This window comes from Citrobacter amalonaticus (assembly GCF_018323885.1).
Lineage (GTDB): Bacteria > Pseudomonadota > Gammaproteobacteria > Enterobacterales > Enterobacteriaceae > Citrobacter_A > Citrobacter_A amalonaticus.
In genome coordinates, this window is sequence record NZ_AP024585.1 from 4,282,884 (window position 1) to 4,299,964 (window position 17,081).

Genomic DNA, 17,081 nt, shown 5'->3' on the forward strand with positions numbered 1-17,081 from the left:
GGAGAAATCATGGCAACACGAATTGAATTTCACAAGCATGGTGGCCCTGACGTGCTTCAGGCCGTGGACTTTACCCCTGCCGATCCCGCAGCAAACGAAATCCAGGTCGAAAACAAAGCGATCGGCATTAACTTTATTGATACCTATATTCGCAGTGGGCTCTATCCGCCCCCCGCGCTGCCCAGCGGTTTAGGGACCGAAGCTGCTGGCATCGTCAGCAAAGTCGGCAACGGCGTCCGTCATATTAAAGCAGGCGATCGCGTGGTGTATGCGCAGTCCGCACTCGGCGCCTACAGTTCGGTCCACAACGTACCGGCCGATAAAGCCGCTATCCTGCCTGACGCCATCTCTTACGAGCAGGCTGCCGCCTCTTTCCTGAAGGGACTAACCGTTTTTTATCTGCTGCGCAAAACTTACGAAATCAAGCCCGACGAACCGTTCCTGTTCCATGCGGCCGCTGGCGGCGTAGGGCTGATTGCCTGTCAGTGGGCGAAAGCGCTGGGCGCGAAACTGATTGGCACCGTTGGCAGTGCGCAAAAGGCACAGCGAGCGCTGGATGCCGGCGCATGGCAGGTGATTAACTATCGCGAAGAGAACATTGTCGAACGGGTTAAAGAGATAACCGGCGGCAAAAAAGTCCGCGTGGTGTATGACTCGGTCGGTAAGGATACCTGGGAAGCCTCACTGGACTGTCTGCAGCGTCGGGGGCTGATGGTCAGTTTTGGCAACGCGTCAGGCCCGGTGACCGGCGTGAACCTGGGGATTCTGAATCAGAAAGGTTCGCTATACGCCACGCGCCCTTCTCTTCAGGGCTACATCACCAACGCGGAAGAGTTGACCGAAGCCAGTAACGAACTGTTTTCGCTGATCGCCAGCGGCGTGATCAAAGTGGATGTGCCAGACCGTCAGAAATATCCACTGAAAGAGGCACGGCGCGCGCATGAAGTGCTGGAGAGTCGGGCAACGCAGGGTTCGAGTTTGCTGATCCCTTGATTCCCTTGCTCCTGAAAGAAATTGGGCTTCCCATTGGGAAGCCCTTTCTTTTTTAGTTCGGCTGTATGTAGGGTACAGCTCGATGAATCCGTTAGTCGCGCAATACTGACAGATTTGGTAGTCAATTCCTATTTGGTTCTGACGCCAAAGTTACAGGTTGTGACGCATCCCTCACATCTTTAGTAACGCCAACGGTTATTGCGCTGATATTGTGGGATTTTTGGCGACTTAATCGCTTTAATCACCCACACCACCGCAACAGCCAACAGCAGCCACGGCAAGAGTTTGATCATCAGTGCAAACATGCCGCCAAGGAACATCACGAAGGCGGCAACAACCAGCGCGGCCAGAATGCCCAATAGCGAGACGCCGGTGACCATCAGCATGATAAAGAAGCCAATCACAAAAAGTAGTTCCAGCATGATGCTCTCCCATAATGAATTCCTGCCCAAACCATTACAAAAATCATGCCAAACTTAATTTCTTGATTTTTCAACAAAACGCCCCGCAAAACTTTGCAGGGCGTGGTGAAATTGACTACTTTTTAGTGAAAATCTAACGCTTATCGGCCACCAGCTTCAGCGCATGCTCCAGCACATTAACATCGGCACCGGCTTTATGGGCGTTTTCGCTCAGGTAGCGACGCCACTGGCGCGCCCCCGGGATCCCCTGAAACAGCCCCAGCATGTGGCGCGTAATATGACCAAGATACGTGCCCTTGCTCAGTTCACGTTCGATATAAGGATACATGGCCCGCACCACCGTAACCGGATCGGCATCAGCAGTTGAGGAGCCAAATATTTCGCGATCGACAGCGGCCAGAATGCCAGGGTTCTGATAGGCTTCGCGCCCGACCATCACGCCGTCCATATGTTCAAGATGCGCCTTCGCCTGTTCCAGCGACGTAATGCCGCCATTAATGGACATCGTCAGCTGCGGGAAATCGCGTTTCAGTTGATATACACGCGGATAATCCAGCGGCGGGATTTCACGGTTTTCCTTCGGACTTAACCCGGAGAGCCAGGCCTTACGGGCGTGGATGATGAACATCTCGCACTCACCGCGGCCAGACACCGTATTGATAAAATCGCAAAGAAATTCATAGCTATCCTGATCGTCAATACCAATGCGGGTTTTGACGGTCACCGGAATCGACACCACGTCACGCATCGCCTTCACGCAGTCTGCCACCAATTGTGCATTGCCCATCAGACAGGCGCCAAACATGCCATTTTGTACACGATCGGACGGACAGCCGACGTTGAGGTTGATCTCGTCGTAGCCGCGCGCTTCAGCCAGCTTCGCGCAGTGCGCCAACGCTGCCGGATCGCTGCCGCCTAGCTGCAGAGCGACCGGATGCTCTTCTTCGCTGTATGCCAGATAATCTCCTTTGCCATGAATAATCGCCCCCGTCGTCACCATCTCGGTATAGAGCAGCGTCTGGCGAGACAATAAGCGCAGGAAGTAGCGGCAGTGTCTGTCCGTCCAGTCGAGCATAGGCGCGATGGAAAAACGGTGAGCGGGAAAGGCAGATTGTGATTCTGGTGACATGGTGGTTTTTTGAGCATCCTGTAAATTGGGGGCGCTACTATAGCACAGGCAAAACCGGAGACGTAATGTCTCCGGTTATCCCCATCAGAACGTCACGCTGACCTGCGCGCCTGCGCCCCAGGTTTCGTCCTCGCCATACAGTCCCATCAAGTCAAGATGTACGCGGTTGAACGGGGCAAACCCGACGCCGCCGGTAAAGACGTTGCTGTCGTTATCTTTCACGTCAGCACGATAACCGGCACGCACGGCCAGCCAGTCGAGCGGCCGGACTTCAGCACCAACGCCGACATACTGTGAGTTTTCCTCGCTTTTGAAACCTTTGGTTTCGGTCAAATCACCGTCTGCACTCAGCGTCAGCAGCTCGTTTTGCCACGCCACACCGGCGGTGACCAGCGGGCGAATCTGGTACGTGTCTTTGTAGTTTCGCGTTTCACCCGTCATGCCGTGGGTAATAGTGATCGATTTGGTATCCAGATCGCGTGAAATGAGGTTCTGCCCGCTGATCCCCACCGTCCAGTGTTCACCAAAGTCCGCCGCAATCCCGGCGTCGACGTTAAAACCAGTGTCATCATTACGATAACGACTACTGTTCCAGTCGCTGCTGTCGTAGTTATAGATAGAGGTGGTGTAATTGTAGAGCCAGGTTTTTTGCAATTTTGGCGTAACGCCAATCGACACCGGCACATCGCCGAACGTAAACTGTCGGGCAACGGCGATACCATAATCTGAAACAATTGCCGCGCGTCCCGATGCCGTCGAGTTGAGGTGTTTGGTTATCTCATCTGAGCCTTCAATCGCCGCCTTCCCGGCTTCAACGAGCGCATAGGTATCGCTGCCCTCAATCCGGCGCAGATAGTCAATATCACCCTGATCAATGGATGAACTGACCCGTCCATGCGCATAGCCCTTCGCCACGAAAGCCAGGGAAAGCGTCTCATTGGGAATGCTCACCGCCAGTCCCGCCCCTGCACTGGCGCGTGCCGTTTTCCCTTTCAGGTATTCGAGTTCATCGGCAAGATCGCGTGCCGCGCCCTGAAACTGATTCAACACGCCGCGCGGGTTGAGCAAAACTTCCTGCGGCGTCAGATTATCAACCACCTCATCGTAGTAATCGATTTTGTCGCTGATCTCATCAATTTCATCCTGAAGATTATCTTTGTCGGTGATTTGTGCACCGACCGCCGGAAGAATCACGGTAACGCTGTCTTCAGGCTTCGCTTTCGCCAGCAACGCCGGGTTAATGAGAACCCCGCTACCATAATTTGCCGACGCCACGCCCGTTCCGCCCATCGCGTCGTTACGCGCTTCCGCCCAGGTATTCGCCGCGTTCGCCTGTTGGGAAACCAGGAACGAGACCGCAATTGCCACCACCGAAAAATTAAAATTTTTATTCACAGTAAACCTATTTTATTTGCAGGTGAAATAATGCCTCAGCCAGTATCAACGCGGCTGAGTAGGACTATTGCTGTGATAAAATGGGTGAAGATGACGCTATTCGCTCCATGCAGAACTTGCTGGAACGTTTTTATTATGTGACAGACATCAATATGTATAGAAGAGAATGCGAAACAGGGAAAGATTAGCAGGCGATTTATCGTGCCGGCCTGGATCTCGGCGTTTCTCCCATAACATGATAAAGTGAGGGTTTTCTTACTTCACGCGATCCGAGGTGCCCAATGGAAAAGACCACAACGCAAGAGTTGCTGGCGCAAGCTGAAAAACTGTGCGCGCAACGCAATGTGCGCCTGACCCCACAGCGCCTTGAGGTGTTGCGTCTGATGAGCCTTCAGGAAGGCGCAATTAGCGCTTACGATCTGCTCGACCTGCTGCGTGAATCAGAACCGCAGGCCAAGCCGCCAACGGTCTATCGCGCACTTGATTTCCTGCTTGAACAAGGGTTTGTGCATAAGGTTGAATCCACCAACAGCTACGTGCTGTGTTACCTGTTCGATCAGCCAACTCATACTTCCGCGATGTTTATCTGCGACCGCTGTGGTGCGGTGAAAGAAGAGTGTGCGGAGGGCGTGGAAGACATTATGCATATGCTGGCGGCGAAGATGGGGTTTGCCCTGCGCCACAATGTGATTGAAGCACACGGATTATGCTCAGCCTGCGTGGAAGTGGAAGCCTGCCGTCACCCTGGCGAGTGTCAGCACGATCATTCGATTCAGGTTAAAAAGAAACCCCGTTAAGGAAATGGGCGGCATGCTATGCCGCCCGAAGCAAACAGAGGGGCTTACATCCATGTACTCACGGGTATGAGGGTAGCTTACCAGCGATAGTCGTTGCGTTTTTCCCAGCTAACGACCTCTTTCTCCGCCTGGTCTTTCTCGTAACCATAACGTTCCTGAATCTTACCGACCAGTTGATCACGCTTACCTTCAATGACTGTCATATCGTCATCGGTCAGTTTGCCCCACTGCTCTTTCACTTTACCTTTAAATTGTTTCCAGTTACCGCCGGCTTCGTCTTTATTCATCATAAAGTCCTCTTTATTAGGCTGTGAATAGTGAGAGTAAACCGCCCAACTGCGTTCGTTTTCTGCTGGACGTGAGATTAAGTGTAGTCAGAGATTCTGGGTTCAATTCACTATTCAGAATCTTTAACCATCACGAAGCCGAAAACCAGGTCCCATTCCGCCAGTGGCGCCGCCAGATCCAGGCTAATGACAGTCCGCGCAGCGCCAGGAAAACCGCCAGCGCCAGCCACAAACCGTGATTCCCCAATACGGGGAGCGCCAGCAGGGTCAGCGCAAACCCGGCAGCCGCGACCGCCATACTGTTACGCATTTCAGCCGCCCGCGTTGCACCGATAAACATACCATCAAGCAGATAGCACCAGACGCCGACCAACGGCAAAATCACTTGCCAGAGCAAATAGCGATCGGCCAGTTGCTGGATTTGCGGGAGTGATGTCAGCAGCGCGACGATCTGTTCGCCCGCGAGCAGATAAACCACTGAGAACAGCAGTGCGACAATACCTGACTGACGGCACGCCGCGCGCCAGACCTCCAGCAACTGACTGCCATCGCGGGCGCCATAGGCCTGACCGGAATGCGCCTCCACGGCGTAGGCAAAGCCATCCAGCGCATAGGCCGTAAACGTCAGCAACGTCATCAACACGGCGTTAACGGCGATGATATCGCTACCCAGTCTGGCCCCCAGCACGGTAATGGCACCAAAACAGAGTTGCAGCAGCAGCGAACGCAGCATGATGTCGCGATTGAGCGCCAGAAGGCGACGAAAGTTGCCGCGCCAGGCCTGCCTGAGCATGACGAGAGAGACGCCCCGCAAGTGCAAGACCTTACGCACCATCAACAAACCGATCAGCAACGTCGCATATTCCGCAATCACCGTCGCCAGTGCGGCCCCCTGCACGTTCATATGCAGCCCCATTACCAGCCAGAGGTCGAGCACAATGTTCAGGATATTGCCGACAATCAGCAGGATCACCGGCGCACGCGCGTATTGCACGCCCAGTAACCAACCGAGCAGAACCAGATTCGCCAGTGACGCCGGCGCGCTCAGCCAGCGAATGGCCAGGAATAGCCTCGCCTGTTCCAGCACCGCTTCGCTGCCGCCGACAATGTGTAGCGCCAGGTCGATAATCGGCGTGCGGAAGATAGCAATAAATGTCCCTGCGCCCAAAGCCAGGATCAGCGGTTGCACCAGAGCCCTCGCCAGCGCCTGAGGATTCTTCGCGCCGAATGCCTGCGCCGTCAGCCCGGTAGTGCTCATCCGTAAGAAGAGCAGTAGCATAAACAGAAAGCTGGTTGCGGTTGCGCCTACTGCCACACCGCCGAGATAGACGGGGCTGTCCAGGTGACCAATGACCGCCGTATCCACCAGTCCCAGCAGCGGAACGGTGATATTGGAGAAAATCATCGGTAAGGCGAGGCGCCAGAGTGCTTTGTCAGCAGAAGCAAAAAAAGGCATGGAGACGAGCCTGAGAAGAGGTCATAACGAGAGTGGTGAGAGTGCCGGATAACGACGTAAACGCCTTATCCGGCCTAAAGAAGTACTACAGCCATTCACCATTACGGATGACGCCAACGGCCAGTCCTTCGATGGTAAAATTCTGTTCGCGAAGGTCAACCAGGATTGGTTTAAATTCGCTGTTTTCGGGCAGCAGTTCAACTTTATTGCCCTGTTTTTTCAGGCGCTTGACCGTCACTTCATCGTCGATACGCGCTACAACCACCTGACCGTTACGCACGTCCTGGGTTTTGTGTACCGCCAGCAGATCGCCATCCATAATGCCGATGTCTTTCATCGACATTCCGCTGACGCGCAGCAGGAAATCGGCGTTCGGCTTAAACAAAGATGGATCCACCTGATAATGGCCTTCAATGTGCTGCTGCGCCAGCAGCGGCTCGCCCGCCGCAACGCGACCGATGAGCGGTAACCCTTCCTCTTCTTCCTGCAGCAGTCGAATGCCGCGAGAAGCACCGGAGACGATTTCAATCGCCCCTTTACGTGCCAGCGCCTTCAGGTGTTCTTCAGCCGCGTTTGGGGAACGGAACCCCAAACGCTGTGCGATCTCCGCACGCGTCGGTGGCATACCTGTCTGGCTGATGTGATCCCGAATGAGATCAAACACCTCTTGTTGCCTGGCCGTTAACGCTTTCATTCCGCCCCCTGGGTGTATATACAGTTATGCTGTGAGTATATACAGCTAAAGGTGATTTTGGAACCACAAACTACACATTCGACAGCAGATTTAGCCGGTTATGGAATCAGGGTCGAAAAACGTTAGCGAAAATGTGGCCACAACAGGAGTCCCCAGGTGATCAGCGCCACAATGATAGAAAGCAGCACCGCCGCCGACCCCATATCTTTTGCGCGACCAGAAAGTTCGTGATAATCAGAGCCGATACGGTCCACTACCGCCTCAATGGCGCTGTTCAGGATTTCAACAATCATGACCAGCATGACAGAGCCTATCAGCAGAACGCGCGTAATGGCATCCACGTCCAGCCAGCAGGCGATAGCCACGGCCAGCAGCGCCGCCACGCTTTCCTGACGGAACGCGGCCTCGTTAATCCACGCGGCGCGAAAACCTTTCCAGGAATAGCCTGCAGCTTTGATAATTCGGGTGAATCCAGTGGTATTATTAGCCATTAAAAGAACCTTTTTGCATTATTGGCGTCAATGACATTGTCTTGTTAACTCATGTAATTCGAGTTAGGGCAACGCGGCGCGAAGTATGACGGGATAGACCAGAAATTCACATGACTTTCTGATATCCTTGCAACGCAATTGCATTATTAACCAGAGGCTTTACATCGTTTATGTCCGGCTGGCCACGAATTTACTACAAAATCCTGAATTTACCATTAAGTGTACTGGTAAAAAGCAAGTCTATTCCGGCAGATCCTGCCCCGGAATTGGGACTCGACACCTCTCGCCCAATTATGTACGTTTTGCCGTACAACTCCAAAGCGGACTTGCTGACGCTGCGCGCGCAATGTCTGGCGCACGATCTCCCCGACCCGTTAGAACCGCTGGAGATCGATGGCACACAGTTGCCACGCTATGTGTTCATTCACGGCGGACCGCGTGTCTTCACCTATTACACGCCGAAAGAAGAGTCCATCAAGCTGTTCCATAACTATCTCGACCTGCATCGCAGCAATCCGGATCTGGATGTGCAAATGGTGCCGGTGTCGGTGATGTTTGGACGTTCTCCGGGTCGTGAAAAGGGCGAGGTTAACCCGCCGCTGCGCATGCTTAATGGCATTCAGAAATTCTTTGCCGTCTCCTGGCTTGGCCGCGACAGCTTTGTCCGCTTCTCGCCTTCCGTCTCTCTGCGCCGAATGGCCGATGAGCACGGCACGGATAAAACCATTGCGCAGAAACTGGCTCGCGTGGCGCGTATGCACTTCGCCCGTCAGCGCCTGGCCGCGGTGGGGCCGCGTCTACCTGCGCGTCAGGATCTCTTCAACAAGCTGCTGGCCTCCAAAGCGATTGCCCGCGCGGTGGAAGACGAAGCGCGCAGCAAGAAAATCTCCCATGAAAAGGCGCAGCAAAACGCCATTGCGCTGATGGAAGAGATCGCCGCCAACTTCTCTTACGAGATGATTCGCCTGACCGACCGTATTCTGGGCTTCACCTGGAACCGGCTGTATCAGGGGATTAACGTTCACAACGCAGAACGCGTTCGCCAACTGGCGCACGACGGGCACGAAATTGTTTATGTTCCCTGCCACCGCAGCCACATGGACTACCTGCTGCTCTCCTACGTGCTCTATCACCAGGGGCTGGTGCCGCCGCACATCGCTGCAGGTATCAACCTGAACTTCTGGCCGGCAGGCCCGATCTTCCGCCGCCTGGGCGCGTTCTTTATTCGTCGTACCTTTAAGGGCAATAAGCTCTATTCCACGGTTTTCCGTGAGTATCTGGGCGAACTGTTCAGCCGCGGCTACTCGGTTGAATACTTTGTCGAAGGTGGTCGTTCCCGTACCGGCCGTTTGCTGGACCCAAAAACTGGCACGCTGTCGATGACCATCCAGGCGATGCTGCGCGGCGGCACCCGTCCGATCACCCTGGTGCCGATTTACATCGGTTACGAGCACGTGATGGAAGTGGGAACCTATGCCAAAGAGCTGCGCGGCGCGACCAAAGAGAAAGAGAGCCTGCCGCAGATGCTGCGTGGCCTGAGCAAGCTGCGTAATCTCGGTCAGGGCTACGTCAACTTTGGCGAGCCAATGCCATTGATGACCTACCTGAATCACCACGTGCCGGAGTGGCGCGAGTCTATCGATCCGATCGAAGCCGTGCGTCCAGCCTGGCTGACGCCGACGGTAAACGGGATTGCGGCGGAGCTGATGGTGCGTATTAACAATGCGGGTGCGGCGAACGCCATGAACCTATGCTGCACCGCGCTGTTAGCGTCTCGCCAGCGTTCGCTGACCCGCGAACAATTGACCGAGCAGCTCAACTGTTACCTGGATCTGATGCGCAACGTGCCGTATTCCTCTGATTCGACCGTGCCGTCTGTCAACGCCAGCGATCTTATCGATCACGCGTTGCAGATGAACAAATTCGAAGTCGAGAAGGATACCATTGGCGATATCATCATTCTGCCGCGCGAGCAGGCGGTGCTGATGACCTACTATCGCAATAACATCGCGCATATGCTGGTGCTACCGTCACTGATGGCGGCGATCGTCACCCAGCATCGTCATATTTCCCGCGAAGCGTTGCTGCAACACGTTGACGTGCTCTACCCGATGCTGAAAGCCGAGCTGTTCCTGCGCTGGGAGCGCGATGAGCTGGCAGACGTGATTGATGCGCTGACGGCTGAAATGCAGCGTCAGGGGCTGATTACCGTTCAGGATGATGAACTGCATATCAATCCGGCTCATTCCCGTACGCTGCAACTGCTGGCCGCGGGTGCGCGCGAAACGCTGCAGCGTTATGCCATCACCTTCTGGCTGCTGAGCGCTAACCCGTCGATCAACCGCGGGACGCTGGAGAAAGAAAGCCGCACCGTGGCGCAGCGTCTGTCCGTGCTGCACGGTATTAACGCGCCGGAATTCTTCGACAAGGCGGTGTTCAGCTCACTGGTGCTGACTCTGCGTGACGAGGGTTACATCAGCGATACCGGCGATGCGGAGCCGGGCGAAACGATGAAGGTGTATCAGATGTTGGCGGAACTCATCACGTCGGATGTACGCCTCACCATCGAGAGCGCGACGCAGAGCGAGTAAAGAAAAAGCCGGTCAAGATGACCGGCTTTTTTATGTTAGATTGCCGGATGGCGGCGTTCCGCCTGATCCGGCCTACATCGGCTTACGGTTTGGTAGGCCCGATAAGCGCAGCGCCACCGGGCAAGATGCTTTATAAGTGCCAGTAGCTCATTGCCAGACCGATAAACAACACCAGCCCGACGTAGTTATTGTTCATGAATGCTTTAAAGCAGGCCTCGCGTTCGCGGCTGGCAATCAGTTTCTGTTGATAAACAAACAGCGCGCCCGCGACCAGCACAGACCAGTAATAACCCAGCCCCAGACCGTTCAGCCAGCCAATCAGCGCCATCAGCGCCAGCACCGCCACCTGCAAGATACCGATAATCAGCTTGTCATGTTCGCCAAACAGAATGGCCGTCGATTTAATGCCGATTTTCAGATCGTCATCGCGATCAACCATCGCGTACTGCGTGTCGTAGGCCACCGCCCACAAGATATTGGCCAGGAACATCAGCCAGCAACTCAAGGGTACCGACTCACTCACCGCCGCGAAGGCCATCGGGATCGACCAGCCAAACGCCGCCCCCAGCACTACCTGCGGCAGGTGGGTGTAGCGCTTCATAAACGGATAGACCCACGCCAGCGCCAGTGCTGCAACCGACAGCAATATGGTCATGGTGTTGAGCGTTAATACCAACAGAAAAGCGAGCAGTACCAGCACCACAAACAGCGTCCGGGCCTCTTTCTCCGTCACTGCGCCGCTAGGTAATGGGCGGTTCGCCGTGCGTTTTACGTGTCCGTCAAATTTTCGATCGGCATAGTCATTAACCACGCATCCGGCGGCACGCATCAGCCAGACCCCGGCGACAAACACCGTCAGGATCCACCCTTGAGGGACGCCAGGGGTCGCTACCCACAGAGCCCACAGCGTCGGCCAGAGCAGCAGTAAGGCGCCGATGGGCTTATCCGTACGCATCAAGCGGTGAAACGCCAGCAGCTTATTTTGCGTCAGACTCCACTCCATTTTATTTTCCTCTTAGTACAACGGCGATGCAGGTAAAAACAGTTCGGTCAGCATTAGCGGCTTACCGCTCAGTCGCAGGCGGGAACGACGTCCCCACAGCCCGGCATCACAACCAATCTCAATAAAATCTCGGGTCAACGTCGATGATGTAAACAGATAACGCCCCAGCGGGGTTTTGCCTAAGTGTTGTAAGGCCAGTTCGGGGCCGGACAGCGTGGATTCAGGCACCACGGTGCGTCCAGCCAGCCAGGGTTCATCATCGGCACAGAGCAGGATTTCACGCAGCCAGTAGCGGGATTCTTTTGGCAGTCGCGTCAGCTCTTCCACCACCTCATTTTGACCGACAAATCCCTCCCTGATCAGGGTCACCGTGACCCGTTTTCCCTGTTGTTCAAAACGTTTTGTCATGGAATCTTCCAGTAGCAGCCAGTCGAGCTGTTCTGGATCCAGGGCGGGAATCTCTTCAAAATAGCGCAGCGCACGCAGTTGCGTTAACGCGGGGTGTGACATGCCTGACTCTCCGTTTCATAACTGAAAGGCATTGTATCGCAGAAAAGCGCTTACGGAAGATGGAAACATAATTAAGTGATCTGTTACGCAACAGAAACGTAACAAGTCGCAGGAAATGCTAAAAAAAAGGTGCGCCAGTTGACGCACCAGTTGTTGCAAATCAGCAATGTGGGGAGAAATTACCCCTTGCCTTTTACACTGCTGATAAAGGTGGAACGGGCAGATGTTGATCCCAGACGTTCAGCTTCATCAAGCAGTTTCAGCGCTTTATCAACGTCACCTTTCGCGACGGCGTCTTTAATCGCTTTGTTAAAGTAGCTTTCGGTGTCGTTCAACATCGGCTCGCTTTTCTTCGCGGGCGCAGGTGCAACCACCGGCGCGGCAGCAGGTGCAGCGTAGGTCGGTGCAGGTGCGGCGGTATTGCCTACCGTCACCGGACCCGGGCCGGAAGAACCAAACAATGGCCCCACCAGCACGCTGGAACTGCTGCTGGTTTTCACTTTCAGCTTCAGCAGACCGTCGGTAGTATGACGGGCAATCGGATCCGGAATATCCGGCACCGAGTTACCCACGCCTTTGGCGTAGGCTTTCGCTGGATCGAGCAGTTTGGTGGTCTGCTGAAGATCTTTCTCGGTCGTAAAGACCAGAACATAAAGCTTCTGCTGGCCCAGCGCTGGCGTCAGGCGCATCACCCCTTCCAGACGATCCGCGCTCATCACGCCCGGTTCCTGGTAGGTGAAATAGCTGCTGGGGAAGAACGCAGAAGGCGTCATGTTCTGATCGAGAATCAGGACGTTGGGCGCGAAGACACTGGTTTGTTTGTTCACTTCGCTGGTGAGCGTTATGTTTAGCTCCCCGATGTTCGCCGGTACGCTGTAAGCGGCAACCGGACCGGAGATGCCCGCGACATCAAGACGCTGACCGCCGGTCGAAAGCTGTGTGGTTTGCGTGTTGGACTGGTCAACCGGCGTCCAGGTTAACTGCTGGAGTGCCGCCGTCGGAATCGTCGGTGCGGCGCTGGTATTCTGTGGAACGTAATTCACGTCAGCCAGGCTGATGCCCGGCGCACTGGCAACTAACCCTGCGGATAAACAAAGGGCGACGAGACTTTTCTTCATTTTCATTGTTATCACCTCAGAAAGCGTGGGTTCAGCGGTGGCCAGGCAATAGCGCGCTAAACCGCGAGAAACAGAGGGGCTTACGCCCCTCGCTACGTCAGGTTAGTGCCGGATTACCACCAGATTTCCATCTGAGCACCGAAGGACCACTCATCGTTGTCGCCACGGCTGTAGGTGCGCGCGCTGGTATCGCTGTAGGCAATGCCGTTGTCGTAACCCCATTTCTCATCCCACTTCGCGTAGGTCGCGAAGACACGGATAGCCGGGCGGGACCAGATGCTGTCGCCAGCCTGCCACTGTTGCGCCAGGGTAATTTTGTACTGGTTGTTGGTGTCGTCGGTACGCTGAGACTTCACGTTGTCGTAGCCGATTTCCATCAGGGTGCTCATGATCGGTGTCCATTTGAACATCGGACGCACACCGACGGTGTACCAGGTTGAACCGTTGTTATCGTCACGGTCGATATCCTGATACATACCGACGTACATCAGGTCCCAACGGTCGCCCAGAGAGATTGCACCGTGGTCGAGGATACGCACCAGACTACCGTTGTTGTTGATTTCGTTGTTAACGACGCCAATTTCCGTATCAGGGTTGTAGTTGTTACCCGTGAAGGAGCCCTGCGGGATCCCTTTACCCTGAGTCGTCATTGCGTCGGTAGCGTACTGAACGACAAACTTGTTGTAGCCTTTCAGCATGCTTTGCGTGTGTTCAGCGGTGAACATCCAGCCGTCTTTAGTGGCACCGTCGGCATAGCTGTAGCCGTCAGTTTTGTTCGCACGACCGTAGTCAACACCCAGTTCCAGCACGCCGTCCGGGTTCGTTTCCAGACCGGCTAAACGCACGTCGAAAACGTCGTTCGCCGTGTCTTTGTAACGGTCATAGATATCATTGCTGCTGAAGATGTAAGAGCCGCCGGCTTCCTGAGAACGGGTGGCGGCCAGAGACAGTTTACCGAAGCCCAGATCGATATTTTCGATACCGGCGCCAGGACCTGAAATATCCCAGTAGTAGAAGTCGATCATGTGAACGTCATGACGCTGATAGAAGCGCTTACCTGCCCAGATGGTGGAGCCAGGCAGCCAGTCGATCAGGTTTTTACCCTGTACGTTCGCTTCACGGAATGCCGGGTCGGTGGCTTCCCAGTCATTCTGCTGTGCCACGGAGTAGGCAACGTTGGTGTCAAAATAGAAGCTCTTATCGCCCTCTTTCCAGACTTCCTGGCCCAGTTTAAGTTCCGCGTACGTTTCACATTCGTTGCCAAGACGGTATTTACTTTGAGCACCGGTTGCCTGGAAACATTGTTGTTCGCCGCCACTACCCGTCCAGCCGATACCGGAACGAGCATAACCATGGAAATCCACTGCCATTGCCTGAACAGACATAATGCCTGCTGCGACGGCAACCGCCAGGGGGAGTTTGCGCAGAGTAATCATCATTCTATCTCCTGAGATCATTGCTTTTCTTTGCACGCTTCACCGTAGGGTTTTGCGCTTTTTTTTAATGGGACACCTTAAACGCCTGGCTCTTTATGCAGCCGACGACATGCGGTGCCATCTTCACGGAACAGATGACAACGCTCTGGCGGCAGGCCAATAGCGAATGTGGCGCCCTCTTCTACCAACACCACGTCGTTCTGGCGGTACACCAGGTTTTGACGAATGGCGGGGATCTGAATATGAATCTGTGTTTCGTGACCAAGCTGTTCGACGACCTGAACCTCGCCTTCCAGCGTGACATCGGCGATATCACTGGGCAGCAGATGTTCCGGACGAATACCTAGCGACATATTTACGCCGACCTGCACATCACGGCTGTCGACCGGTAGCCAGACGTGCTGACGGTTCGGCAGTTCCACTTGCACCTGGTCGATGGCGGTTGCGGTGACTTTCACCGGCAGGAAGTTCATCTTCGGTGAACCAATAAAACCCGCGACGAAGCGGTCTGCCGGGTAGTGATACAGTTCCAGCGGCTTGCCAATCTGCGCGACGCGACCGGCATCCAGCACCACGATTTTGTCGGCCAGCGTCATCGCTTCGACCTGATCGTGGGTGACGTAGATCATCGTGCGACCCAGGCGTTTATGCAGACGGGAGATTTCGATACGCATCTGCACGCGCAGCGCGGCATCAAGGTTGGAGAGGGGTTCATCGAGCAGGAACACACGCGGTTCCGCCACCAGCGTACGGCCAATCGCCACGCGCTGGCGCTGTCCCCCTGAAAGGGCTTTCGGTTTACGCTCCAGCAGATGCGCCAGTTGCAGCACTTCGGCAACCTGGTTAACACGCTGATTCATTACCTCTTTTTTCGCGCCCGCCAGTTTCAGGCCAAACGACATATTTTCGGCAACGGATAAATGGGGGTAGAGCGCGTAGGACTGGAAGACCATCCCGACGCCACGTTCCGCAGGGGGGATATCGTTCATGCGGGTTTCCCCAATATAGAGATCTCCGCTGGTAATCGTTTCAAGTCCGGCAATCATACGGAGCAGGGTCGATTTGCCGCAGCCTGACGGTCCAACAAACACCACGAATTCCCCTTCGTGAATGTCGAGATTGATATCTTTCGATACCACCACATCACCCCAGGCTTTCGTTACATTTCGCAGCTGTACGCTCGCCATGCCTTCTCCCTTCGTTACAACCTGTCATTGACAGCAACATTCATGATGGCCCGACTATGCGGGATTCACTGCGAGCGTGAATCCTCCACCCCCCAGCTTTTTTATGGGGGAGGAGTCGGGAGGATGAGGGAAGGAAGTCTGAGACCCTGGCCGGGGGACATCGCGTAATTTCGTGATGTCCCCCGCAAAAATGAGTCTGTTTTTATGTGCGCCAGTACGCATTACTCATATTTCTGCAACACAGATCACATAAAGAGCGGGTGGGGCGTAGGGGTAAGGAGGATGGAAAGAGGATGTCAAATAAGGAGACTGAGTCACGTTGAACCACTGAAGTCTTACCACGAGCACATCACCAAAAGGATGGCAGATATGAAGATCAAGACTGGCGCACGCGTTTTCGCATTGTCCGCCCTCGCAGCAATGATGATTTCCGCACCGGCTCTGGCCAAAATTGAAGAAGGTAAACTGGTTATCTGGATTAACGGCGACAAAGGCTATAACGGCCTGGCCGAAGTGGGTAAAAAATTCGAGAAAGACACCGGTATCAAAGTGACCATCGAGCACCCGGACAAGCTGGAAGAGAAATTCCCGCAGGTCGCGGCAACCGGTGACGGTCCGGACATCATTTTCTGGGCGCACGATCGTTTTGGCGGTTACGCACAGTCTGGCCTGCTGGCTGAAATCACGCCGGATAAAGCGTTCCAGGACAAACTCTATCCGTTCACCTGGGATGCCGTGCGTTACAACGGCAAACTGATCGCCTATCCGATCGCGGTTGAAGCGCTGTCGCTGATTTACAACAAAGACCTGGTGGCAAACCCGCCGAAGACCTGGGAAGAAATTCCGGCACTGGATAAAGAGCTGAAGGCGAAAGGTAAGAGCGCGCTGATGTTCAACCTGCAAGAGCCGTACTTCACCTGGCCGCTGATTGCTGCCGACGGCGGTTACGCATTCAAGTTTGAAAACGGCACGTACGACGTGAAAGACGTGGGCGTCGACAGCGCAGGCGCGAAAGCGGGTCTGGGCTTCCTGGTTGACCTCATCAAGAACAAACACATGAACGCCGACACCGACTACTCCATCGCCGAAGCGGCCTTTAACAAAGGCGATACGGCGATGACCATCAACGGTCCGTGGGCATGGACGAACATCGATAAGAGCAAAGTGAACTACGGCGTCACCCTGCTGCCAACCTTCAAAGGCAAACCGTCTAAACCGTTCGTCGGCGTGCTGAGTGCCGGTATTAACGCCGCCAGCCCGAATAAAGAACTGGCAAAAGAGTTCCTGGAAAACTACCTGCTGACCGATCAAGGTCTGGAAGAAGTGAACAAGGACAAACCGCTGGGCGCCGTGGCGCTGAAATCCTATCAGGATCAGTTAGCGAAAGATCCACGTATCGCCGCCACCATGGATAACGCCCAGAAAGGCGAAATCATGCCGAACATCCCGCAGATGTCTGCGTTCTGGTACGCGGTTCGTACGGCGGTCATCAACGCCGCCAGCGGTCGTCAGACCGTTGACGCAGCACTGAAAGACGCGCAGGGCCGTATCACCAAGTAATGCTGTCGATGT

Annotated in this window: 16 protein-coding genes; 4 read left to right on the forward strand and 12 right to left on the reverse strand. The window is 54.8% G+C overall.

Annotation, left to right across the window (positions count from 1 at the left end):
- Positions 1–9 precede the first annotated feature (9 nt).
- Complete coding sequence (locus KI228_RS20280) at positions 10–993, forward strand: quinone oxidoreductase (RefSeq protein ID WP_061069528.1); 984 nt, start codon at positions 10–12, stop codon at positions 991–993.
- Positions 994–1,172: 179 nt separating this feature from the next.
- Here the strand turns inward: KI228_RS20280 and pspG are convergent, their stop codons facing one another.
- The 3 genes from pspG to KI228_RS20295 all read right to left on the reverse strand — a co-directional run bounded on the left by pspG (position 1,173) and on the right by KI228_RS20295 (position 3,939).
- A complete protein-coding gene (gene pspG / locus KI228_RS20285) occupies positions 1,173–1,415 on the reverse strand; it encodes an envelope stress response protein PspG (protein ID WP_042999038.1) in 243 nt (80 codons plus the stop codon).
- A gap of 133 nt (positions 1,416–1,548) precedes the next feature.
- Positions 1,549–2,544: a tRNA dihydrouridine(20/20a) synthase DusA gene (dusA, locus tag KI228_RS20290; protein ID WP_042999037.1), complete on the reverse strand. Its 996-nt coding sequence runs from the start codon at positions 2,542–2,544 to the stop codon at positions 1,549–1,551.
- Between the two features lie 84 nt (positions 2,545–2,628).
- Entirely contained in the window at positions 2,629–3,939 is a 1,311-nt protein-coding gene (locus KI228_RS20295; protein WP_044264122.1) for a conjugal transfer protein TraF, read from the reverse strand.
- A 281-nt stretch (positions 3,940–4,220) separates the two neighbouring features.
- Here KI228_RS20295 and zur point away from each other — a divergent pair, with 281 nt between their 5' ends.
- Complete coding sequence (gene zur / locus KI228_RS20300) at positions 4,221–4,736, forward strand: zinc uptake transcriptional repressor Zur (RefSeq protein ID WP_044264124.1); 516 nt, start codon at positions 4,221–4,223, stop codon at positions 4,734–4,736.
- A gap of 77 nt (positions 4,737–4,813) precedes the next feature.
- Here the strand turns inward: zur and KI228_RS20305 are convergent, their stop codons facing one another.
- The 4 genes from KI228_RS20305 to KI228_RS20320 form a co-directional block, all read right to left on the reverse strand.
- Positions 4,814–5,023, reverse strand: coding sequence for a CsbD family protein (locus KI228_RS20305; RefSeq protein ID WP_044264125.1), 210 nt, complete (start codon positions 5,021–5,023; stop codon positions 4,814–4,816).
- Between the two features lie 130 nt (positions 5,024–5,153).
- Positions 5,154–6,479 carry an MATE family efflux transporter DinF gene (gene dinF, locus KI228_RS20310; protein ID WP_061069527.1) on the reverse strand — a complete coding sequence of 442 codons (1,326 nt, stop codon included), beginning with the start codon at positions 6,477–6,479 and terminating at the stop codon, positions 5,154–5,156.
- Between the two features lie 85 nt (positions 6,480–6,564).
- Positions 6,565–7,173 carry a transcriptional repressor LexA gene (gene lexA / locus KI228_RS20315; protein ID WP_042321072.1) on the reverse strand — a complete coding sequence of 203 codons (609 nt, stop codon included), beginning with the start codon at positions 7,171–7,173 and terminating at the stop codon, positions 6,565–6,567.
- Positions 7,174–7,295: 122 nt separating this feature from the next.
- Positions 7,296–7,664, reverse strand: coding sequence for a diacylglycerol kinase (locus KI228_RS20320; protein ID WP_042999034.1), 369 nt, complete (start codon positions 7,662–7,664; stop codon positions 7,296–7,298).
- Between the two features lie 170 nt (positions 7,665–7,834).
- Between KI228_RS20320 and plsB the strand changes: the two genes are divergently transcribed.
- Positions 7,835–10,255 (forward strand): glycerol-3-phosphate 1-O-acyltransferase PlsB, encoded by a 2,421-nt coding sequence (gene plsB, locus KI228_RS20325; protein ID WP_042999033.1) that lies wholly within the window; start codon positions 7,835–7,837, stop codon positions 10,253–10,255.
- 130 nt (positions 10,256–10,385) lie between these two features.
- Here the strand turns inward: plsB and ubiA are convergent, their stop codons facing one another.
- The 5 genes from ubiA to malK all read right to left on the reverse strand — a co-directional run bounded on the left by ubiA (position 10,386) and on the right by malK (position 15,509).
- Positions 10,386–11,258, reverse strand: a complete 873-nt coding sequence (gene ubiA, locus KI228_RS20330) for a 4-hydroxybenzoate octaprenyltransferase (protein WP_104010290.1) — start codon at positions 11,256–11,258, stop codon at positions 10,386–10,388.
- Positions 11,259–11,270: 12 nt separating this feature from the next.
- A complete protein-coding gene (gene ubiC / locus KI228_RS20335) occupies positions 11,271–11,768 on the reverse strand; it encodes a chorismate lyase (protein WP_042999031.1) in 498 nt (165 codons plus the stop codon).
- Positions 11,769–11,947: 179 nt separating this feature from the next.
- Positions 11,948–12,892, reverse strand: a complete 945-nt coding sequence (malM, locus tag KI228_RS20340) for a maltose operon protein MalM (protein ID WP_044253364.1) — start codon at positions 12,890–12,892, stop codon at positions 11,948–11,950.
- Between the two features lie 107 nt (positions 12,893–12,999).
- Positions 13,000–14,325, reverse strand: a complete 1,326-nt coding sequence (locus KI228_RS20345) for a maltoporin (protein ID WP_042999029.1) — start codon at positions 14,323–14,325, stop codon at positions 13,000–13,002.
- Between the two features lie 74 nt (positions 14,326–14,399).
- Positions 14,400–15,509: a maltose/maltodextrin ABC transporter ATP-binding protein MalK gene (malK, locus tag KI228_RS20350; protein WP_042321056.1), complete on the reverse strand. Its 1,110-nt coding sequence runs from the start codon at positions 15,507–15,509 to the stop codon at positions 14,400–14,402.
- A gap of 369 nt (positions 15,510–15,878) precedes the next feature.
- Between malK and malE the strand changes: the two genes are divergently transcribed.
- Positions 15,879–17,069, forward strand: coding sequence for a maltose/maltodextrin ABC transporter substrate-binding protein MalE (malE, locus tag KI228_RS20355; protein ID WP_042999028.1), 1,191 nt, complete (start codon positions 15,879–15,881; stop codon positions 17,067–17,069).
- Positions 17,070–17,081: the final 12 nt, after the last annotated feature.

Coding starts and splice junctions, on each gene's coding strand:
- pspG (WP_042999038.1), bottom strand. CDS start 1,415: ATGCTGGAACTACTTTTTGTGATTGGCTTCTTTATCATGCTGATGGTC.
- lexA (WP_042321072.1), bottom strand. CDS start 7,173: ATGAAAGCGTTAACGGCCAGGCAACAAGAGGTGTTTGATCTCATTCGG.
- malK (WP_042321056.1), bottom strand. CDS start 15,509: ATGGCGAGCGTACAGCTGCGAAATGTAACGAAAGCCTGGGGTGATGTG.
- KI228_RS20320 (WP_042999034.1), bottom strand. CDS start 7,664: ATGGCTAATAATACCACTGGATTCACCCGAATTATCAAAGCTGCAGGC.
- dinF (WP_061069527.1), bottom strand. CDS start 6,479: ATGCCTTTTTTTGCTTCTGCTGACAAAGCACTCTGGCGCCTCGCCTTA.
- malE (WP_042999028.1), top strand. CDS start 15,879: ATGAAGATCAAGACTGGCGCACGCGTTTTCGCATTGTCCGCCCTCGCA.
- KI228_RS20305 (WP_044264125.1), bottom strand. CDS start 5,023: ATGAATAAAGACGAAGCCGGCGGTAACTGGAAACAATTTAAAGGTAAA.
- zur (WP_044264124.1), top strand. CDS start 4,221: ATGGAAAAGACCACAACGCAAGAGTTGCTGGCGCAAGCTGAAAAACTG.
- malM (WP_044253364.1), bottom strand. CDS start 12,892: ATGAAAATGAAGAAAAGTCTCGTCGCCCTTTGTTTATCCGCAGGGTTA.
- KI228_RS20345 (WP_042999029.1), bottom strand. CDS start 14,325: ATGATGATTACTCTGCGCAAACTCCCCCTGGCGGTTGCCGTCGCAGCA.
- KI228_RS20280 (WP_061069528.1), top strand. CDS start 10: ATGGCAACACGAATTGAATTTCACAAGCATGGTGGCCCTGACGTGCTT.
- dusA (WP_042999037.1), bottom strand. CDS start 2,544: ATGTCACCAGAATCACAATCTGCCTTTCCCGCTCACCGTTTTTCCATC.
- plsB (WP_042999033.1), top strand. CDS start 7,835: ATGTCCGGCTGGCCACGAATTTACTACAAAATCCTGAATTTACCATTA.
- ubiC (WP_042999031.1), bottom strand. CDS start 11,768: ATGTCACACCCCGCGTTAACGCAACTGCGTGCGCTGCGCTATTTTGAA.
- ubiA (WP_104010290.1), bottom strand. CDS start 11,258: ATGGAGTGGAGTCTGACGCAAAATAAGCTGCTGGCGTTTCACCGCTTG.